16 protein-coding genes and 1 tRNA gene are annotated in these 21,472 nt (G+C 62.0%); 12 read left to right on the forward strand and 5 right to left on the reverse strand.

The features are described from left to right. Positions 1–6: 6 nt before the first annotated feature. The 4 genes from murB to GSQ73_RS10920 all read left to right on the forward strand — a co-directional run bounded on the left by murB (position 7) and on the right by GSQ73_RS10920 (position 5,269). Positions 7–1,035 (forward strand): UDP-N-acetylmuramate dehydrogenase, encoded by a 1,029-nt coding sequence (gene murB, locus GSQ73_RS10905; RefSeq protein ID WP_158886407.1) that lies wholly within the window; start codon positions 7–9, stop codon positions 1,033–1,035. Between the two features lie 131 nt (positions 1,036–1,166). After that, a complete protein-coding gene (locus GSQ73_RS10910) occupies positions 1,167–3,872 on the forward strand; it encodes a pitrilysin family protein (RefSeq protein ID WP_158883905.1) in 2,706 nt (901 codons plus the stop codon). Between the two features lie 213 nt (positions 3,873–4,085). Next, entirely contained in the window at positions 4,086–4,445 is a 360-nt protein-coding gene (locus GSQ73_RS10915; protein ID WP_158883907.1) for a hypothetical protein, read from the forward strand. 221 nt (positions 4,446–4,666) lie between these two features. After that, positions 4,667–5,269, forward strand: coding sequence for a hypothetical protein (locus GSQ73_RS10920; RefSeq protein WP_158883909.1), 603 nt, complete (start codon positions 4,667–4,669; stop codon positions 5,267–5,269). Positions 5,270–5,877: 608 nt separating this feature from the next. Here GSQ73_RS10920 and GSQ73_RS10925 read toward each other — a convergent pair. Then, entirely contained in the window at positions 5,878–7,137 is a 1,260-nt protein-coding gene (locus GSQ73_RS10925; RefSeq protein WP_158883911.1) for an MFS transporter, read from the reverse strand. Between the two features lie 124 nt (positions 7,138–7,261). Here GSQ73_RS10925 and GSQ73_RS10930 point away from each other — a divergent pair, with 124 nt between their 5' ends. The 7 genes from GSQ73_RS10930 (at position 7,262) to GSQ73_RS10960 (ending at position 15,259) form a co-directional block, all read left to right on the forward strand. Next, a complete protein-coding gene (locus GSQ73_RS10930; protein ID WP_158883913.1) occupies positions 7,262–8,062 on the forward strand; it encodes a helix-turn-helix transcriptional regulator in 801 nt (266 codons plus the stop codon). A 166-nt stretch (positions 8,063–8,228) separates the two neighbouring features. Next, positions 8,229–10,394 carry a polyphosphate kinase 1 gene (gene ppk1 / locus GSQ73_RS10935; RefSeq protein WP_158883915.1) on the forward strand — a complete coding sequence of 722 codons (2,166 nt, stop codon included), beginning with the start codon at positions 8,229–8,231 and terminating at the stop codon, positions 10,392–10,394. Positions 10,395–10,509: 115 nt separating this feature from the next. Then, positions 10,510–12,660: a TonB-dependent receptor gene (locus GSQ73_RS10940; RefSeq protein WP_158883917.1), complete on the forward strand. Its 2,151-nt coding sequence runs from the start codon at positions 10,510–10,512 to the stop codon at positions 12,658–12,660. A gap of 174 nt (positions 12,661–12,834) precedes the next feature. Then, a complete protein-coding gene (locus GSQ73_RS10945; protein ID WP_158883919.1) occupies positions 12,835–13,707 on the forward strand; it encodes an AraC family transcriptional regulator in 873 nt (290 codons plus the stop codon). 61 nt (positions 13,708–13,768) lie between these two features. Further along, positions 13,769–14,161: a cupin domain-containing protein gene (locus GSQ73_RS10950; protein WP_158883921.1), complete on the forward strand. Its 393-nt coding sequence runs from the start codon at positions 13,769–13,771 to the stop codon at positions 14,159–14,161. After that, a complete protein-coding gene (locus GSQ73_RS10955; RefSeq protein WP_158883923.1) occupies positions 14,158–14,886 on the forward strand; it encodes a nuclear transport factor 2 family protein in 729 nt (242 codons plus the stop codon). Before GSQ73_RS10950 ends, GSQ73_RS10955 begins: the two co-directional genes overlap by 4 nt. Before the next feature lie 169 nt (positions 14,887–15,055). Next, positions 15,056–15,259: a hypothetical protein gene (locus GSQ73_RS10960; protein WP_158883925.1), complete on the forward strand. Its 204-nt coding sequence runs from the start codon at positions 15,056–15,058 to the stop codon at positions 15,257–15,259. 22 nt (positions 15,260–15,281) lie between these two features. On the opposite strand, the gene GSQ73_RS10965 is transcribed toward GSQ73_RS10960, so the two are convergent. The 4 genes from GSQ73_RS10965 to GSQ73_RS10980 all read right to left on the reverse strand — a co-directional run bounded on the left by GSQ73_RS10965 (position 15,282) and on the right by GSQ73_RS10980 (position 19,429). Then, a complete protein-coding gene (locus GSQ73_RS10965; RefSeq protein WP_158883927.1) occupies positions 15,282–16,313 on the reverse strand; it encodes an aldo/keto reductase in 1,032 nt (343 codons plus the stop codon). A 190-nt stretch (positions 16,314–16,503) separates the two neighbouring features. After that, a tRNA-Ala gene (locus GSQ73_RS10970) sits at positions 16,504–16,579 on the reverse strand. Positions 16,580–16,765: 186 nt separating this feature from the next. Further along, positions 16,766–18,043: a divalent metal cation transporter gene (locus GSQ73_RS10975; protein WP_158883929.1), complete on the reverse strand. Its 1,278-nt coding sequence runs from the start codon at positions 18,041–18,043 to the stop codon at positions 16,766–16,768. A gap of 270 nt (positions 18,044–18,313) precedes the next feature. Next, positions 18,314–19,429, reverse strand: coding sequence for an HRDC domain-containing protein (locus GSQ73_RS10980; protein WP_158883931.1), 1,116 nt, complete (start codon positions 19,427–19,429; stop codon positions 18,314–18,316). Positions 19,430–19,523: 94 nt separating this feature from the next. Between GSQ73_RS10980 and GSQ73_RS10985 the strand changes: the two genes are divergently transcribed. After that, a complete protein-coding gene (locus tag GSQ73_RS10985; RefSeq protein ID WP_158883933.1) occupies positions 19,524–21,461 on the forward strand; it encodes a formylglycine-generating enzyme family protein in 1,938 nt (645 codons plus the stop codon). Positions 21,462–21,472 lie beyond the last annotated feature (11 nt).

Here is a 21,472-nt window from a genome sequence, read left to right on the forward strand (position 1 = left end):
GTGGATATGGGCGGCTATACGCTGATCGAAAACGCCTCGCTGGCGAATCGCAACACGCTGCGTGTGGATGCGCGAGCGACGCTGCTCGCGGAAATTCGCGACGCGACAAAGCTGCCCGAGTTGCTGGATTTTCCCGCCGTGCGAAATGGACGTCTGTTGGTCCTTGGCGAAGGCAGCAACGTGCTGTTCACCGAGGACTTCGAAGGCACCGTGCTGGCGATGGCCACACGCGGCGTGCAAGTGGAAAGCGACGGCGACAGCGCGCGCATCGCCGTCGCCGCCGGCGAACGTTGGGATGATTTCGTGCGCTGGACCTTGGGCCAGGGTTTCGCCGGGCTGGAGAATCTCATCCTGATTCCAGGCACGGTCGGCGCTGCGCCGATCCAGAACATCGGCGCCTATGGTTGCGAAGTGGCCGAATTCGTCGAGAGCGTCGAAGCGTGGGATACGCGCGCGCGCTGCGTCGTCAAGCTCGATCAGGCGACCTGTGCATTCGCCTATCGCGATTCGCTGTTCAAGCGCGAGCCGGGCCGTTACATCATCACCGCCGTGCGTTTCCGCTTGCCACGCAGCCGCGCGTTGCGCACCGACTACGCCGGCATCGAAGAGCAGCTCGCACGCATGGGCGTGGATCATCCTGCGCCGTTCCATGTCGCCGAAGCGGTGGTGCATCTGCGCACCAGCAAGCTGCCGGACCCGGCGGTGATCGGCAACGCCGGCAGCTTTTTCAAGAATCCGATCGTGAACGCCGCGTTGGCTGCGCAGTTGAAGCAGGATCACCCCGAGCTGCCGGCTTGGCCGCAGCCCGATGGCAGCGTGAAATTATCCGCCGCGTGGCTGATCGAAACCGCCGGTTTCAAGGGCGTGCGCGAAGGCGACGCCGGCATCTCCAATCGTCACGCGCTGGTGTTGGTCAATCACGGCAAGGCCAGCGGCCCGCAGCTGTGGGCGCTGGCGCAACGCGTGATAGTCGGCGTGCATGCCGTGTTCGGCGTGCAGCTCGAACCCGAGCCGCTGGTGATCGGCGCCCGCTGAGTGGCGCGCGCAGGGCGCCAGCCAGGGCGACTTCCGGCACTTCCTTGCGACTACCAGAGCCATGCCACCATGGCTGATTCGCCGCGTGGCACATCGCCACCTTTCATCACTTCCCACAAAAGGAATCGACCATGACGTTGAACAAACTCAAGCCGCTGGCATGGAGCCTGATGCTGGGCATGGGCGTGCTTGCCGGCACCTGTCAGGCGCATGCCGCCGCTACCACCGAACAGGCGGCGCAGTCCGGCAACGTGTTGCGCGCCACGTTGGACAACGGCCTGCGCGTGGTCATCGTGCACGACAAGCTGGCGCCGATGGTGACCACGCAGATCACCTACCTCGCTGGCGGCTATCAGACGCCGAAGGGTTTCCCCGGCACCGCGCACGCGCTGGAACACATGATGTTTCGCGACAGCGCCGGCATGAGCGGCGCGCAGTTGAACGAGATGACCGGCAAGATGGGCGGCGACAACAACGCCTTCACCACCAACGACGCGACCCAGTATTACTTCGTCGCACCGTCGGCCTATCTCGACGTGCTGCTGCACATCGAAGCCACGCGCATGCGCGGTGCGAAGATGACCGACAAGGACTGGGCGCTGGAGAAGGGCGCGATCGAGCAGGAAGTGTCGCGCGACATTTCCGATCCGGGTTTCCTCGCCTTCGAGAAAGCCGAAGGTTTGCTCTACGCAGGCACCGGCTATGAGGCCGATCCTCTCGGCACGCGGCCCTCGTTCGACGCGACCACGTCGCAGGTGCTGCACAAGTTCTACAACGACTGGTACACGCCGAACAACGCGATCTTCGTGATCGTCGGCGACGTCGATCCGCAGGCCACGCTCGGCAAGGTCAAGGCCTTGTTCGGCTCGATTCCGCGCAGCGAAACGCCTGCGCGCACACCGGCGAAGTTGCAGACGTTCGCCGCGCAGACCCTCCACAACACCACGCCGGACGCGACCGGCTCGGTGCAATTCCTGTATCGCATGCCCGGCATGAAGAGCGACGATTTCGCGGCTGCGTCCGTGCTGATGGACGTGCTCAACAACGCGCGCAGCGAACTCTCCGAACTCGCCGCACAGGGCAAGGTGCTGAGCGCCGATGCGCAGGTGCAGCCTTTCAGCCTCGGCGGCATCGGCGTGATTGAAGCTGGCTTTCCGAAAGGTGGCGATGCAGCGCAGGCACAGGCGCATCTCGATGGCGTGATCGCCGCGATGTTGAAGGACGGCGTCTCCGCCGATCTCGTCGACGCTGCCAAGCGTTCCGAGCAGGCGCAGTTTGGATTCAGTAAAAACAGTGCCGTGAATCTCGCCAGCTCTTGGTCGCAGGCGCTCGCATGGCAGGGGCTGGATTCGCCCGAGGAAGCGGAGCGACAGATCCAGAACGTCACCGTGGACGACGTGAATCGCGTCGCCCGCGAATACCTCAAGCATGATCAGCGCGTCACCGTGGTGCTCACGCCCGACCCGAACGGCAAGCGTCCGCCGGACAGCAACGGCTTCGGCGGCAGTGAATCCTTCGGCGGCGACGACAAGCTCGACGTGCCCCTGCCCGATTGGGCGGCCAAGGCACTGAGCAAGCTCGATATGCCGCACTGGACGCTCGACCCGGTGAAGATGACGCTCGACAACGGCATCACCCTGATCGTGCAGCCCGAGTCCACCAGCAAAACCGTCACCGTCGTCGGCCATGTCGATCACAATGACGACCTGCAGGAGCCGCAAGGCCAGGACGGCGTCGGCAAGTTGCTCGGCTCGCTGTTCGACTACGGCAGCACGCATCTGGATCGCACCGCGTTCCACAAGGCACTCGACGGTATCGCTGCCACGCAGAGCGGCGGCGCGGATTTCCGCCTCGCCGTGCCGAGCGCGCATTTCGATGAAGGCATGCAGCTGCTCGCCGACAACGAACTGAACCCGGCGCTGCCGCAGGACGCGTTCAACGTGCAGCAGCAAACGCTTGCACGCACGCTGGCCGGCGAGCTGGAATCGCCGCAGTACAAGATGTTCCATGCGCTGTTCACCGGCCTGTATCCCGCCGGCGATCCCGCACTGCGCCAGGCCACGCCGGCCAGCGTCGGCAAATTGCAGCTGCAGAATGCAAAGGATTATTTCGCGCGCACCTATCGCCCCGACATGACCACCATCGTGGTGGTCGGCGATGTCACGCCGGATCAGGCCAAGACCACCGTGCAGAAATATTTCGGCAAGTGGGAAGCGGCGGGCGCGAAACCGGATGTGATTTCCAAACCGGTGCCGCTCAATCCGGCCAGCTACGTCGTGGTGCCCAACGCCTATGCGTCGCAGGATCAGGTGCTGATCGGCCAAACGCTCGGCCTCAACATGCACAACCCCGACCGCTACGCGCTGGAACTCGGCAACGACGTGCTCGGCGGCAACGGTTTCGCATCGCGGCTGATGGTGGACGTGCGCGTGAGACACGGCTTCGCCTATGGTGCGAGTTCCGGCATGAGCTTCGACCGCTCGCGCTCGCTGTTCTACATCCAGTACGGCAGCGATGCGGGCAAGGTCGCGCCCGTCGATGACCTCGTGCGGCAGAACCTCGACGCCATGCGCAACACCGCTGTCACTCCGGCAGAACTCACCAACGCACGGCAGTATCAGATCCGTTCGATCCCGGTGCAGGTCTCCAGCGTCGACGGCATCGCCCGCTCATTGCTCTCCTGGAGCTGGCACGGCGAACCGCTCGATCAACCCATGGTCGCCGCCAAGTACTACCTCAACCTCACCGCTGCCGAAGTGCAGAACGCGTTCAAGAAATACCTCAAGCCACAAAACATGACGCAGGTTGTGCAGGGTCCGGCGCCGGCGAAGCACTGAGCGTGCGCGTGCCATCCTGTGGGCAGGGTGGCACGCTGTTGAATCTGGCTGACTCTGGAATAGGGTGGTTCAAGCCGATTTGAGCGTGACACGGTCGTACAGACGGCAATCGAAGAGAGGATAACGGTACCGTTTATGCTCAGCTAATTTAATAAAACTAAGGTTTTAATATTTATAACTATTGCGACAATATGTCTTAGTTGCAATGCTGCTATGCCACGCTCGGCTGTAGATATTTGTTATCTTTTAAAACATACGGACCAATTTAGAGAAAAGAGCTTCGAACTCCATTCTGATGTCATGTTTACGATGCATGGGCGGCATTTATATGGTAGCAAGTGCAGTGACTTGGGCTCATTGGGTCTATCTATCGATGAAAAAAGATACGATAAGAAGGAGATTAAGGACTTTATCGATCAAGTGATGGCACAAAAAGGACCGGCCAAGGTGGCGTTAGTTGGCCGTTTCGTAGAAACGCCTTTTAAGAATTACGTGGGGTATTTTGTTTTAGAAGATGTGATCGACGTAACAAATAAAGCTGTGGAAATGGAGGCAGCAAAGGCGAAACACTGAATAGTCCTACGTCATCCTGACGGTATGAGTGGCACGTTATCGGCGTTATGGTCGCTCCGCACGCTCGGTGGGAGCATTTTCATTCTCAATTAATGGTCAGCTTACCTTCGCGGGCATACTCCGGCTAACCGCCGAACATAAGGATCATGCGTCTCAATGGTAACGACATGTCAAACAGCGCGTCGGCTTACCACGTCATCATCGTTCCCTGAGGTAGAGATATGAATCGTCCGTCGCTTATCTGTCTCCTGTGGCTTATGCCGGTGATTATGCGAGCTCAGGATATTCCACAACGCGCACAGCCTTCCGTTACGAAGCAATCCGAGAACGTAGTCAGCGGCCTTTATACGCAGTTCGTAGCAAGGCATCCGCTCGGCATTCCGTATGGCGCGGACATGAAGGCTTTCGCACCATACCTCAGCTTGGCATTGCGTCATCGCTTTGATCTATACAATGCATGCTTGATCGACTGGCGTAGACGAACTCCAGACCCAAGCCTGAAACCGCCGGTTGGGCTCATCGAGAACGGAGTCTTTTCGGGTGCCAACGAAGAGGCTGAGCCCGAGGCTTTTCATATCGTCAAAACCGAACCGGGAAAAGACTCCTCCCTTGTATACGTACAACTCACCGTCGGCGACCCTCCAAACAAACCACTGGTTTGGTATGTGGCTGCGGTGGTGGTCAACGAGAAAGGTCGCCCTGTCGTGAACGATGTCCTATACCTTAGCGGCGAGAATGGCGAGGTTGAATCGCAGCTGTCGAAAGACATGTCTTCGGGGTGCGACGGTGCTCGTTGGAATGGAGAGGGACGCCATCCGCGCTAACCCATATGTTTGTCATTACCGCTCCGCCAGTGTCGATTCCAAATCCTGTTGTCGTTGAAAAACGCGCTATTACAATCCGGCCACAGCACGGCTCCTGAGCGTTGATCCATTGGGTCCAAGTGAAAGCAACATTTCTAACTTTGAACAAAGGAGCCAGAGACATTTTCCGACAGTTGAGAGGCGACGGTGGGTCTCCGAGTGCCGGACGTGACACTCCGAAGTGTCGACGCCGGGTCTTATTCGGTGGAGTCTGGCTCTTTCCACCCAGCAAGTGGGTCTTTTTCGGGGGCGTATGACTCTCGGAGAGCCGAGCGTGGGGTCTTTTTGAGCGGCGGTTGGCTCCAGAGAGAGCCGGGCGTGGGTCTTTTCAGGTAGCGCTTGGCTCTTGGAGAGTCGAGCGCGGGTCTTTTTCATCGGCGCCCGGCTCCCGGAGAGCGGCGCCAGGGTCTTTTTCACCGACGGACGGAGCTCGGTGAGTCAGTCGTGACCCTGGCGTCTTCCAGTTGCCGATGGTTGCATGGCCGCGACGCGCAAGAGGCGGCCCTTACGATATGCCAACTTCCGACCGGATGTCGCGCTTATCGAGCGCCATTCGCTATGTGCTGTTTTCAGCCCGCCGCCCGGACCGGCCGCTCCATCTGCGGCAGAAACACCGTGATCAATCCCATCAGAGGCAGATACGCGCAGAGTCGGTAGACGTATTCGATGCCGTGGGCGTCGGCGACGTGGCCGAGGACGGCGGCGCCGATGCCGCCCATGCCGAAGGCGAGGCCGAAGAACAGGCCGGAGATCATGCCGACGCGGCCGGGGATCAGTTCCTGCGCGTAGACGAGAATCGCCGAGAACGCCGAGGCCAGGATCAGGCCGATCACCACGCTCAGCACGCCGGTCCACATCAGGTTGGCGTGCGGAAGCAGCAGGGTGAAGGGCGCGACGCCGAGAATGGAAACCCAGATCACCCACTTGCGGCCGATGCGGTCGCCGATGGGGCCGCCGATCAACGAGCCGGCGGCGACGGCGAACAGGAACACGAACAGATGCGTCTGCGCGCTCTGCACCGACACGCCGAATTTGTGGATCAGATAGAACGTGTAATAACTGCTGAGGCTGGCCAAGTAGAAGTATTTGGAGAAGATAAGCAGGCCGAGAATGGTCAGTGCCATCGCGACTTTCTTCGGCGACAGGTGATGCAGCGCCACGGCCACACGGCGTCCGGCCTGTACCACATGCTGGTGGCGATACCAGCGGCCGACCTGCAGCAACACCACGATCGCCAGCAGCGCCGCCAGCGAAAACCACGCCACGTTGGTGCGCCCGTGCGGCGGCACGATCACCCACGCTGCCAGCAGCGGGCCGAGCGATGATCCGGTGTTGCCGCCCACCTGGAACAACGACTGCGCCAGCCCGTGCCGTCCGCCTGACGCCATTCGCGCGACGCGCGAGGATTCCGGGTGGAACACCGACGAACCGGTGCCGACCAGCGCCGCGGCGAGTAGCAGGATCGGGAAATTCGGCGCCACCGCGAGCAGCAGCAACCCGCACAAGGTGAAACCCATGCCGATCGGCAGCGAGTACGGCATCGGTCGGCGATCGGTGACCATGCCGACCAGCGGCTGCAGCAGCGACGCGGTGAGTTGGTACGTCAGCGTGATGTAGCCGATCTGCGCAAAGCTCAGGTGGAAATCGCCCTTGAGGATCGGGTAGATCGCCAGGATCAACGACTGGATCATGTCGTTGAGCATGTGCGCGAAGCTGATGCCGCCAAGCACGGTGAACTGCGTGCGTTCGGCCGACGCGGTCGCAGCCGGTGTCGCCGCAGACGAGCTGGCGGGATGAACCGGTAACGCCTTGTCGACGCGGATATCCATGGGAGCAACTCTCGAGTGGGGAAGGGCGCGATGGGGATCGCGGTGGCGGACGCCACTTTAAAAGGACCGGGGTCGGCCCGCATGTAACCATGGGTCAGATACTGTCGAATCCGGGCCAGAGCGCATGCGCAATACCCGCATCATCCATTACGAGGACACGCCGCGCGACGTGGTCGTCACCGGCAACGATTACCCGGCGCACTTCGTGCTGCCGCGGCACGATCACAAGCGCGGCCAGCTGCTCTATGCCGCCACCGGCGTGGTCACGGTGATCACCGACGAAGGCAGCTGGGTGGTGCCGCCGCGCCGCGCGTTGTGGATTCCCGCGCGCGTCGCGCACGAAATCCATATGAGCGGCGCGGTCTCCACTCGCAGCGTCTATGTGCGCACCGAAGCTTCAGCAGCGTTGCCGTCGCGTTGCCGGGTGATCGGCGTATCGCTGCTGCTGCATGCGTTGCTGCTGGAAGCGGCGGACCTGCCGGCGGAATACGAACTGGATGGACGTGATGGCCGGCTGGTGGCCTTGCTGCTGGACGAGGTCGCGGCGATGCCGGCATTGCCGTTGAACACGCCGCTGCCGCGCGATCCGCGCCTGCTGCGATTGTGCCGCGCACTGATGGCGGCGCCGGTGCTGGAGATCGGCATCGATGCGATGTCGCAAAAGGCCGGCATGAGCCGGCGCAGTTTCACGCGGTTGTTCCGCGAACAGACCGGCATGAGTTTCAGCGCATGGCGGCAACAGGCCTGCCTGCTGGCGGCGCTGACCCGGCTGGCCGCGGGCGCGCCGATCACCCGCGTGGCGGTCGACCTCGGCTACAGCAGTGCCAGCGCGTTCACGGCAGCATTCCGGCGCGTACTTGGCGCAGCGCCCAGCCGCTACCTCGCTTCGCACGAACGGCTCGCCCGTCCGGCGACTCACATCTGACCGTGGCCGGCATCACGTCACCGGGCTGTCAAGGAGCAATGACAGACTGCATTGTCCAACCGGTTGTCATAAAGCCGTGAGCCCGCGTACACGGCGCTACCATGCCTGTTGGCGCATCGTCGGGCAGGACGCGCGACCTCTCTGACCGATTCACGGATTCGTAGCCATGAACACCCGACTCATTCGCGACAGTTCTCCCGCCGACGCCACTACACCGGCCGCCAACGACGCCGTGCCTGCGCCCGCAGTGGCGACGGATCTGAGCGACAACCGGCTGTACATCCATCGCGAGTTGTCACAGCTGCAGTTCAACATCCGCGTGCTGGATCAGGCGCTGGACGAGCGCACGCCGCTGCTGGAGCGGCTGAAGTTTCTGCTGATCTTCTCGCGCAACATGGACGAGTTCTTCGAGATCCGCGTGGCCGGCCTCAAGGGCCAGATCGCGCTGGATCACGAACTGATCGGGCCGGACGGCATCCCGCCGCGCCGTGCGCTGGCCGAGATCAGCGAGATCGCGCACAAGCAGATCGAGCGGCAGTACGCGATCCTCAACGAACGCATCCTGCCGGAGCTGGTGGCGCAGGGCATCCGCATCGTGCGGCGGCAGCAGTGGACGCACAAACAGAAACTGTGGGTGCGCCGCTATTTTCGCGACGAGGTGGCGCCGCTGATCACGCCGATCGGCCTCGACCCGACGCATCCGTTTCCGCTGCTGGTGAACAAGAGCCTCAACTTCATCATCCGGCTGGAAGGCGTCGATGCGTTCGGCCGCGATTCGGGCCTGGCCATCGTGCCGGCGCCGCGCGTGTTGCCGCGGTTGATCCGCATGCCGCAGGAAATCTGCGAAGGCGGCGACAACTACGTGCTGCTGTCGTCGATGATCCACGCGCATGCGGAAGAACTTTTCCCCGGCATGCAGGTGCTCGGCTGTTACCAGTTCCGGCTGACACGCAACGCCGATCTCACGCTCGACCCCGAAGACGTCGAGGATCTGGCGCTCGCGCTGCGCGGCGAGTTGTATTCGCGCCGATTCGGCGATGCCGTGCGTCTTGAAGTGGCGGACAACTGTCCGAAGGATCTGATCGACTATCTGCTCAAGCAGTTCGGCCTGACCGAATCTGAACTCTACGAAGTGAACGGCCCGGTGAATCTCGCGCGGCTGTTCCGCATCGCCAGTCACGTGAATTATCCGCAGCTGCAATACCCGCCGTTCACGCCGGCGCTGCCGAAAGTGCTAAAGCACGTCGAGGATCTGTTCCAGGTCATCGCCAAGCAGGACGTGCTGCTTCTGCATCCGTACGAATCGTTTTCGCCGGTGGTCGACATGCTGCGTCAGGCGGCGAAGGATCCGCAGGTGCTGGCGATCAAGCAGACGCTGTATCGCACCAACGCGAATTCCGAAATCGTCGACGCGCTGGTGGATGCCGCGCGCGCGGGCAAGGAAGTAACCGCGGTGGTTGAGTTGCGTGCGCGCTTTGACGAGGAATCCAACCTCACGCTGGCCTCGCGATTGCAGCAGGCTGGCGCGATGGTGATTTACGGCGTGGTCGGCATCAAGACGCACGCCAAGCTCATGCTGATCCAGCGCCGCGAAGGCAACGACCTCGTGCGCTATGCGCACATGGGCACCGGCAACTATCACACCGGCAACGCGCGCCTCTACACCGACTACAGCCTGCTCACCTCCGACGAGGCGTTGTGCGAAGACGTGCACAAGCTTTTCAGCCAGCTCACCGGCATGGGCAAGGTGCTGCGCATGAAGAAACTGCTGCATGCGCCGTTCACGCTGAAAAAGACTTTGCTCGAACTGATTGCGCGCGAAACCGCGCATGCCGAAGCGGGCCGTACTGCGCAGATCATCATCAAGGTCAACGCGCTGACTGAGCCGAAAGTGATCCGTGCGCTGTACAAGGCGAGCATGGCCGGCGTGCAGGTGGAGCTGATCGTGCGCGGCATGTGCTGCCTGCGTCCCGGCGTCGAAGGTGTGTCGGAAAACATCCGCGTGCGTTCGATCATCGGCCGCTTCCTTGAACACAGCCGCGTGTACTGGTTCTCCAACGACGGCGATCCGCAGATGTATTTGTCCAGCGCGGACATGATGGAGCGCAACCTCGACCGACGCGTCGAGGCGGCGTTCCCGATCGAAGGCAAGAAGCTGCAGCAGAAAGTGCGCAACGCGCTCGAGCTTTATCTCGTCGACAACACCAGCTCGTTGCTGATGCAGTCTGATGGTCAGTACATCCGTCCGGCGGTTGATGGCGAAGCGCCGCGCAACGTGCAGGACGAGTTGCTCGAAAAACTTTGCGGCGTGGTGAAAGTCGCGACGCCCTGAAACGTTCGCACGTTCGTCGCGACATCCGGCACTGACTGCAACATCACGATCCGTGCGACAAAGTAAGTCTGCCGGTGATGGTCCGGCGCTCACGGATGTCGATGTGCCGCATGTCATGAAACTTCCGCGACGACTTCGGCGAAGTGCTGTCGGTGTGTTCGTCGTCCAGGCGACGCTCACTGCGCCGTTGATGGCATATCAGGCGGCGACGGCGCCTGATAAATCGGCGGTGACGTTGCCTGTCGTGCAGGTCAACGCAAGCCGGCTGGATATTCCACCGTTCGACATCCCCGCGTCGATCAGCGTAGTGAACGTCACTGCCAGCAGCGGACAGGCTGGCGTCAATCTCTCCGAGACGCTGGTGGGCGTGCCCGGCATTCTCGCGCGCGATCGGCAGAATTACGCGCAGGACGAGCAGATATCGATACGCGGTTTCGGCGCGCGTTCGACGTTTGGCGTACGCAGCATTCGCCTGTTCGTTGATGGCATTCCGGCCACCTTGCCCGATGGACAGGGGCAGGTATCGCATTTCAATCTCGACAGCGCCGATCGCGTGGAAGTATTGCGCGGACCGTTCTCCGTGCTTTACGGAAACGCCGCCGGCGGTGTGGTGCAACTGTGGAGCGCCGACGGCACGCCGGTGCCGCAAACCACGCTCGGCGTCTATGGCGGCAGCGACGACACGTTCCGCTACTCACTCGATACGCGCGGTGTGGTCGGACCGGTCGACTACAACATCGCTGCGTCGGAATTCCTCTCCGGCGGCTATCGCCAGCACAGCCGCGTGCGGCGCGAATCGGACAATGCCAAGTTCGGCATCGACCTCGGTCAACAACGCAAACTCACGCTGGTGATCAATCGCCTTTATCAGCCGATGGCGCAGGATGCGCTGGGGCTGACTCGCGCGCAGGTCGACGCGGACCCGACGCAGGCGACGTCGGTGGCAAGCCAGTTCGACACGCGCAAGAGCATCCAGCAAAACCAGCTCGGCGCGATCTACGAACAACCCCTTTCGAATGACGACCAACTGCGATTGATGGCTTACTACGGCCATCGCAGCATCGTTCAGTTCCAGTCGATTCCGGTGGCGACGCAGGCTAACCCGCTGCAGTCCGGCGGCGTGGTCGCGCCCGACACCAACTACGGCGGACTCGACGCACGCTGGACACATCATGGCGAGCTGGCCGGGCGCGATATCGAATTCGTGTTCGGTGCGAGCGGCGATTATCAGCAGCAGCATCGCCTCGGCTACGAGAACTTCGTCGGCGACGCGCTGGGCGTGCAGGGCCGGTTGCGCCGCGACGAAGACGACAACGTCAACAACGTGGCGGAGTACGCGCAGTGGTACTGGCACTTCGCCGAACCGTGGTCGCTGCTGCTCGGACTTCGCCATGACGAGGTGCGCTTCAGCGAGCACGATTTCTACATCAACGCGCAGAACCCCGACGACAGTGGCGATGTGCAATACGCCGCGACCACGCCGGTGTTCGGCTTGCAGTTTCGTCCGGCCGATGACCTGCGTTTTTACGCGAGCTACGGCAAGGGATTCGAAACGCCGAGCTACAACGAGCTGGGTTATCGCAACGATGGCGGTGCCGGCCTCGCATTCAATTTGCGGCCGGCGCGCAGCCGCAATCTCGAAGTCGGTGCGAAATGGCAGATCACCCGCGCGCTTGAATTCGATGCGGCCGCGTTCCGCGCCGACACCACCGACGAACTCGCGGTGGCCACCAACGAAAACGGACGCTCCACCTACCAGAACGTCGGCAAGGCGCGGCGGCAAGGCATCGAAACATCGTTAACCGGCCAACTCGGCAACGACTGGCAACTCGCCGCAGGTTTCACGCATCTGCAATCGCGTTTCCGCAGCGGATTCCTTACCTGCGTAAACACGCCATGCGCCGCGCCGAATACATTGGTGCCTGCCGGCGCGCGCATTCCCGGCGTGCCCGACAACTACGGCTCGCTGCGACTCGAACACGGTGCCGAACTCGGCTGGCGCGAAGGCGTCACGCTGACCGGCGTCAGCGCGGTCACGGTCAACGACACCAACACCCAACGTGCGGCCGGTTACGGTTTGGTGGACATGGATGTCAGCTACACGTTCGCGCTCGATCAGAGCAAGCGACTGCAACTCAGTGCACGCGTGGACAACCTTGCCGATCGTCGCTACATCGGCACGGTGATCGTCAACGACGGCAACGGCCGTTATTTCGAGCCCGGTCCGGATCGGAGTTTTCTACTCGGCGCGCGGCTGACGCTTTAGCGTTTTCGACGGACGCATCATGGCAACATCCGCAGCCATTCGCGCTGCGGATGTTGCCAGCGTGTGGGGGCATGATCGGGATCGGCGACGGAACACGACCGCAAGAAAACGAGGATCGCACCGTGACTTCCGGCGCTGGACGGTCCGTCGCGCTGCGATCATTGTGGGCTTGCCATGAGCCTTTCCACTCTCACCACGTTGTTCGACAGTCCGTTGTTGCGCGTGACCGACATCGTCTGTCGGCACCCGCGTGGTGGTTGCGGATGCGAACGCGGTGACGAGCGCACGCACCTGACCATGATTCGCCGCAACGGATTCGGATATCACGCCCGCGGCAAAGTGGTGATCGGTGATTCGACGACCGCGCTGCTGTATCGCGGTGGAGACAGCTATCGCATTTCTCATCCGTTCGAGGATGGCGATGAATGCACTGCCTTCGAAATCGCGCCGGAGCATGAAGAGGAGGTTTTCGGTCTGCGCCTGCAGGGACGCGATGATTTCCGTCGCTCGGTGTCGAGCAGGAATCTCTTCGCCTGTCTCGCGCTGCACTCGTCGCTGAAGCGCGGTTTCGACGATGCGCTGGCAGTGGAGGAATCGGCATCGCTGCTTTGCGAATCGGTGCTGCGCGGCGAGAAAGCGGGTGAATCCGCCTCGTCGCTGTCGAGCGCCGCGTTCTCACACGTACAGCGCGCCCGCGAAGCGATACAGGCCGACCTGGCGAATGTCGACAGCCTCGACGCGCTCGCGGCGAAGGCCGGTTGCTCGCCTTTTTATCTGGCGCGCATTTTTCGCAAGGCGACCGGATTCACGCTCGCGGAATACCGCACGCGTCTGCGCATTGCGTACTCGCTCGATCGGCTCGCGCAGGGCGAAAGCGATCTGTCTGCGCTGGCGCAGGATCTGGGCTTCAGTCATCACAGCCACTTTTCGTCGACCTTCCGCCGCTGCGTTGGCATGACGCCGAGCGCCGTCCGCGCATCGCTTCGCGCGAATCGGCTCACTGCGCCGGGCAGGGATTTGATAGCCCGCGCGAAAGCCCGTCGCTAGCTTTGACGTGGCTAGCGATGGCGTTGGCAGGCATTCTGGGGAGCAAGTCGAAACAACGGCCATGTCATCGAATGAATCGAATCAGATGCCTTCCAGTGCACACTGGTCGCTGCTTGAAACACTGGATCGACTGCCGTTGCCGGCGACTGTCAAATGGCCGAATGGCGTTTACGACGATGAGGTGATGCAACGCGCTGGCGTCAGCCTTTCGATTTTTGCGCCGATGATTTCGGACTTCCAGACGCCGCATGCGCAGGACGAAATCTATATCGTGGTGAGCGGAAACGGAGATCTGCAGGTCGACGACAAGGTGCTGCCGGCCACAAAAGGCGATGCGATTTTCGTCGCGGCACGGACGCCCCATCGGTTCGTGCGTTTTTCCGAAGATTTCGCCACTTGGGTTGTGTTCTTTCCCGCAGCGGGTGCCCCACATGGAGCAGAGGTTTCAACATGAAATGTATTTTCCTCGTTGCACTGTTCGCGTTCGGCACGACATCCGCGCAGGCCCGCGCAGCCGACGATGCGACACAGCTGAAACAACTGTCGCAGGCGTTCTCCGATGCGTCCGCGTCCAATGACACGAAGGCGCTGGATCGCATGCTCGACGATCGGGTGATCTTCATGAACGAAAGCGGCGACATCGCGACGAAGAAAGATATCGTCGGTGATGCACCCGCAACACCCGCGCCGAAAACCACGAACAACAACGTGCTCGTGCAAACCGACTGGAAACTCGAATTGCATGGCAACGTGGCGGTGACCAGTTTCACCGACAACGGCACCTTTCATTTCCACGAGCAGGTGACGCAAGCACGCTTCCGCTCCACCGAGGTCTGGCTGAAGGAAGCAGACGCGTGGCGCATGATTTCCAGCCAGACGCTCGCATTACCCGACGCGCCGCCAGCCATCCATCTGCCGGTGACCGCGCTCGACGAATACGCAGGCACGTATTCTGCCGGTGCCGATGCGATGGTCAGGATTTCGCGCCAGGGTGATGCGCTCGTCAGCTCCACCAACAACGCCAAAGCGACGCCACTCGATGTCGAAGTCCACGACGTGTTGTTCACACCGAGCCAGCCGCGCATCCGTCGCATTTTCGAACGCGATGGCAACGGTCATGTCACAGGTTTTCTCGCGCGACGCGAAGGGCACGATATTCGATTCCAGCGCGTGGGTTAGGGATCTGTTTCAAGATGCTTGCGGCATGTGTGGAGCGGAAGCTCTGATCACGATCCACCAACGAGTTCACGCCGGCGCCTGACCTCTTCTCCTGAAGATCGCAGCGACGCAGTTTTTGACGGCACTCTTGCCGCATGCCATTCGAGACTGATGCCGTGAGAAGAATTTCGTGACAACCGCGTCGCTGCTTTGGGGTGTGCTGTTCGGCGCGATCGGTCTGGGCTACTTCGTCTATGGACGCAAGCAACGCGCCGTCGTTCCGATCATCTGCGGAGTGGCGTTGATGGTGTTTCCGTACGCGGTGTCGAGCACCGGCTGGCTGGTGTTGATCGGCGCGGCATTGATGGCCGTGCCGTATTTCATCAGGCTGTGATTCGGACGAGCGGCTGGCAAGATCACCAAGTGGTCGGCGGTGGATTCCGTTCACCGAAGCCGAGCTGATGCCAGTAGGGATAAACAGGCGCGCGATGGCTGGCGCGATCCAGCTTCGCCATCTGTTCCACCGTCAGCGCCCATCCGACAGCCCCGAGGTTGGCCTGCAGTTGCGCTTCATCGCGGGCGCCGACGACCACGTTCGCCACAGTCGGGCGACTCAACAACCAGTTGAGCGCGACCTGAGGAATGGTCTTCCCGGTCTCCTGCGAAATTTCATCGAGCGCGTCGACCACGGTATAGAGATATTCGTCGTCCACTTGCGGGCCGCCGGTAGCCCCGCCGGACGCAATGCGCCCGCTTTGCGCTGGCTGATTGCGCTTGATCTTTCCGGTGAGCCGGCCCCAACCCAGCGGGCTCCAGACCATCAAGCCCACACCCTGATCAAGACCCAGCGGCATCAGCTCCCACTCGTATTCCCGTCCGACCAGCGAGTAGTAGCCTTGGTAGGCGACATAACGTGCCAGCCCGTGCCGCTCGGACGTCGACAATGATTTCATCAAGTGCCAGCCCGAGAAGTTGGACGCACCGATGTAGCCGATCTTGCCGCTGGTCACGAGGTCGTCGAGCGTGCGCAATGTTTCATCGACCGGCGTTTTGGCGTCGAAGCCGTGCATGAAATACACATCGATGTGATCCGTGCCCAGGCGCTTGAGGCTGGCCTCACAGGCGCGCGTCAGGTGATAACGGGACGATCCCACATCATTCGGGCCGTCACCGTTGCGAAACGTTGCCTTGGAAGAAATGATGGCGCGCGAACGACGTCCCTTCAGTGCGGCGCCAAGAATTTCCTCGGACGCGCCTTCGGAGTAGATGTCGGCTGTGTCGAAAAAATTGACGCCGGCATCGAGGCAGATATCGATGAGACGACTCGCGGCTGCGACGTCGGTCTGGCCCCAGCGTTGAAAGAATTCGTTGCTGCCGCCAAACGTGCCGGTGCCGAAACTGAGCGCCGGAACCATGAGGCCGGAACGGCCAAGCTGCCTGTATTCCATGTCGATGCCTTTATGTCGGTGAAAGTGTGATCGCGTAACCGCGGCCGGAATTTGTCGATCATTGTTTCGTTCATTGAATCACGGAAACATGGCGATGCGGGCCGCTGAAGTCTCTCGAATCTCTAAGGATCGGAAACGAAAAAACCCCGAAAAACGTGAATTTTTCGAGGCCCTTTTTTCGCTGGATGAGTGGTGGAGCGGATGGGGATCGAACCCACGACCTTCGCATTGCGAACGCGACGCTCTCCCAGCTGAGCTACCGCCCCACGTGAGCGGCGGATGTTAGCAGCGCACGACGGTGTTCGCCAAGAGCGCCGACAGCCGCAAGGTTTTTCATGTGCTTCAGGTGCATGGATTGCTACAAGTGCCAGGCCGTGTGACTTGCGAAGACGATGGGCGCCAGTCACCGCTGCGATCCACGGAAGCTCCCGGGCGCAGGGCTCGCGGTGACCTCACGCGCCCATCGTCGCGAACATCGCCACGGCGGCAATGCCCATCACCGCTGTCGCGAGCCAGCCCCAGATTTTTAAAGAACGATTCAACGTGAACTTGCCGACGACTTTCGGGTTCATCGCCATGATCATGATCATGATCATCAAAGGCACGGCGGCGACGCCATTCACCACCGCGCTCCAGAACAAGGCCTTGATCGGATCGATCGGAGTGAAGTTGAGCGCGATGCCCGCCAGCGTCACGCCGATGAGAATCCCGTAGAAGGCTTTCGCTTCTCTCGGTTTGTGGGCCAGTCCATAACGCAAACCCAGCGCGCCACACACGGCGTAGCCGCTCGATCCGGCGAGGATGGGAACGCATAGAAGGCCGGTTCCGATCATTCCCGCGGAGAACAGCGCGAAAGCGAACTTGCCGGCTACGGGACGCAGCGCTTCCGCGGCTTCGGCCGAGGTCTTGATGTCGGTTTTCCCGTGCGCGTGCAGGACGATCTTTTTTTTTTCAAGCAGAAGACGGCATACGATATTGGAAAACACCATGCCTGAAATCGTGTCGATGCCGATGCGCTTGATCGCATCCGGACCTTGCGAGGGCTTGACCTTCAGCGGCTTGCGCTCGTTGTCGTCCTGCCTGATTTCTTCCACCTCCTGCGCTGCCTGCCATATGAAAAGGAACGGGCTGATGGTCGTTCCGAGAATGGCCACGATGGCAACCGCGTACTTCGCGTCGAAAGACGCCTTCGGTACCACGATGCCCTTGAACACCTCGCCCCAGGGAACGTGCACGATGAAGACCGTGGCCACGTAGGTGAAAAGACTCAGGCACAGAACCTTGAGGAACGGCGAATATTTCGAAAACGGCACGTACATCTGGAGCAGCAGCGAGCCGACGGCAAACAACGTGGCGTATGCCAGAGCGGGTCCGCCGATCAGCAATTTGAGCGCCGCGCCCATGGCGCCGATATCCGCAGCGAGGTTGATGATGTTGGCGACGACCACGGCGAAAACCAGCATGTATGCCCAGCCACGCCAATAGTGGTTGCGCATGTTGTCCGCGATGCCCTTGCCCGATGCCCGGCCGATGCGGGCGCTGATCGCCTGGATGGCAATCATCAGCGGCATCGCGAGACACAGGCTCCAGATCGTCGCGTAGCCGTAGGCGGCCCCAACCTGGGAGTAGGTGGCGATGCCGCTCGGATCGTCGTCGGCGGCACCGGTGATCAACCCGCCGCTGAGTCGGCGCAGGAACACGAATTTGCCACCACGAGCGGTGTCGGCCACGGTTCAACCCCTGTCTGGAAAGATGAGAGCATCGCCGCGTGTGTGTCTCTGGTTCGTGAGCTGACAGGGACGCAGCGGCATTTGGCGCTGCGGTGAAAGGGCAAACTGCTTCAAAGCCTGAACTTTCAAGCATCAGAAACCATTGACCGACGTCGGCGGCCGCATTCCCAAAACAAGCGCCACATCTCCCAATGACCGGTTGCGGATTTTCGAAAGTCGCGTACCCATCCACGATGGCGATCGTGCTGGAATGACAACGCGCGATTCAACTCAACCCGGCAGCAGCCCGACCAGCAGATCGTGCAGCACCTCACGACGCCAGCCTTCAAGCAGCTCGGGCCATTCGGCGGTGACGACGTATTCTTCCAGCGCCTTGCGCGGACATAGCAAGCCAGGGGGCAGGTCGAGCTTGCCGGCAAGTGTGTCGATGTGGTGCTTCATGTCGCTGAGGGCTTTTTTGGAATCGCCTTGCGGATGGCCGGGAATGCGCGCGGTGGTTGTGAGCTCGTCGGCATCAACGGGCGACGCGATCAGCGCGAGCAGTTCGGCGCGTTGTGGCGCACGCAGCGCGCGCTGGCCGCGACTGCGCTGATCGAGATCGGCGGCGTCGACGGGCGGATGCTGGGCGAGACTGAGCGCCAGTGCGTCATCCATCAACCACGGGCGCGGCACATCGAGTCGGCGTGCGCTGCGGTCGCGCCAGAGCAGAAGGCGACGCAGCATGGCCTGTTGATCGAGCGGCCAGTCGGCCGCACCACGCAGCGCGCGTTGCGGTTGCGGATCGCCCACACGATGACTGGCACGGCGCCGGAGCCGTTCGCAATCTTCCGCGAACCATGCGCTGCGATCGCGTTGCCGCAGGCGTTCGGTCAGTTGCTCGTGGATGGTCTGCAAATACACCACATCCAGCGCGGCGTAGCTGCGTTGCGAAGCGGTGAGTGGACGCTGCAGCCAGTCCGAACGCGTTTCGCCCTTGTCCAGATCTGCGCCAGCCAGTTCAGCGACCAGCGCGCGATAGCTGATGCCCAGCCCCATGCCCACGAATGCAGCGGCGATTTGCGTGTCGAACAGCACGCATGGTCCATCGGGCAGGAGTGGCGAAAGTGTTTCGAGATCTTCGCCGGCGCTGTGCATGACGGTGATGGCCGTGCCCGTGCCGAGCCGCGGCTGCAACGCATCGCCGATGTCGAACGCGAGCGGATCGATCAGCGCGAAGCGTCCGTTCCATCCCAGTTGCAGCAGCGCGAGTTGCGGATAGAAAGTATTGCGACGCATGAACTCGGTGTCGAGCCCGATCGCGGCATCCTCCGGGAGCGCGGCAAGCCAGGCGTCCAGTGCGTCACGATGGTCGATCCATTCGGCATCGGGTGCTTCGGGCAACGACATGCTGATCCTTGGTGCAGGGCGTGGATTGCCCTGTCGGCGGTTTGTGCCTATGGTGACGGCGCACCATAACAGGCCGCACCGAGGACGCCCATCCATGCCAAGCAACGCAACCCTGCGCCGTCAGCGCGCTCTCGGGGGATCGCTCGGCATCGTCGTGCTCGGTTGCGCGTTGACGTACCACTTTTTTCCGCGCGTCTTTCATGTCGATCCGACCCAGGCGCCGCGCCGGTCGATGTCGATGGGCGTGATGCCTGCGGGCGTGGCGCCGCCGCTGCAGAGTGCGACGGCCATCGATGAAGCCAACGCCGGGCCGCCGTTGACGCTGGCGCCGACCGCCGTGATCGCCGCGCGCAGCAGCAAGAACGCGGATCTCCCCGAACAGCTCAGCGCGGATACGCCGGCCGTCCAGGCTTTGCTCACGCGCGCGACCAAGGCGTTGCATGCAGGGCAACTCGTTGGCGACAAGGACAGCGCCGCCGCGCTGTTCGCGCTGGCGCTGAAGGACAAGCCGGATAGCCGTCGCGCAGCACAAGGTCTGTTCGACGTGCGTGCGCGGCTGGTCGCCGGCATCGATCAGGACATCGCGGTCGGCGACGCCGATTCGGCGACCGATCTGTTGAACGCGTTGCGCACGCTGCCCAATGCGAGCGATGAAGTCACGCAACTCGAAACGAGCCTGAAGACGCTGGCCAAGGTGCGGCCGATGCTGGCGAGTGCGGCCGGCCTGCTCGCACAAGGCAAGGCCGACCAGCCGGCCGGCGGCAGCGCGCTCGGTCTCTATCGCGATGTGCAGAAACTGGACCCGCAGAATGCGGTGGCGGAGCAGGGCATTTTCCAGGTGCAGCGCGCGGTGCTCGATCGCGCACTCGCAGCGGTCGCGCAGAACAGTTTCGCGGATGCGGACAAGGCGCTGACCGAAGCCGACTTGATTCGCCCCGGCTCGCAGCAGATGGTGGACGTGCGCAAGCGCGTCGACGACATGCGTGAGCAACGCGCCAGCGGCATCCTGGCGCAGGCGCATTCCGCGCTCGATGCGGGCAACCGCGCACTTGCGACCAAACTGGCGGAGCAGGCACGATCGATTGATCCGGGTCTGGCGACGCTGGCCGATCTCGACGAACAGCTCACCAATGCGCGCCTCTACGCCAGCTACAAGCCGGGGCAGGTGTTCAGCGATCGCTATGTCGACCTGCCGGGCAAGACGCCGGCGATGGTGGTGATTCCCACCGGCAGTTTCCAGATGGGCGCGCCGGACAATGACGACGCGCACAACGACACCGAGTTGCCGCAGCACGGGGTCACCATCGACAAGGGTTTCGCGATGGCACGCAGCGCGATCACCGTGGATCAGTTCCGCGAATTCGTGCGCGCCAGCGGCTATGTGCCCGAGTCGGTCAAGCTCGGCGGCGCGAGCGTGTACGACGAGCGCAGCGGCGCATTGCGCGAAGACGATCAGGCCAGCTGGGAGGACGACTACGCCGGACATCCGGCCGCGGGCAATCTGCCGGTCGTCAACATTTCATGGAACGATGCCAAGGCGTATGCCGACTGGCTCAGCCAGCGCACCGGCAAGGTCTATCGGCTGCCCAGCGAAACCGAATTCGAGTACGCGTTGCGCGGCGGCACGCACACTCGCTATTGGTGGGGCGACGACATGCCGACGCATCCGGTTGAAAACCTCACCGGTTCCGGCGATCGATCGCACAGCGGCCGACGCTGGAGTCATTCGTTCCGAGGCTACAAGGACGGCTTCTGGGGTCCGGCGCCGGTGATGAGTTTCGTCGCCAATCCGTTTGGCCTGTTCGACATCAACGGCAACGTGTCCGAATGGGCGCTGGACTGCTGGCACGAGAACTACGTGCGCGCACCAAGTGACAGCAGCGCGTGGATCAATCCGGGTTGCAGCGCGCATGTGGTGCGCGGCGGCTCATGGGGCAGCTCGCCGGAACAGGTCGATTCGGCTTACCGGCAGGGCGTCGACAGCGATGCACGCAGCGGCCGCGTCGGTTTCCGCATCGTGCGCGAGTTGTAACGTCGGTCGAC

Source organism: Rhodanobacter sp. L36 (assembly GCF_009765755.1).
Lineage (GTDB): Bacteria > Pseudomonadota > Gammaproteobacteria > Xanthomonadales > Rhodanobacteraceae > Rhodanobacter.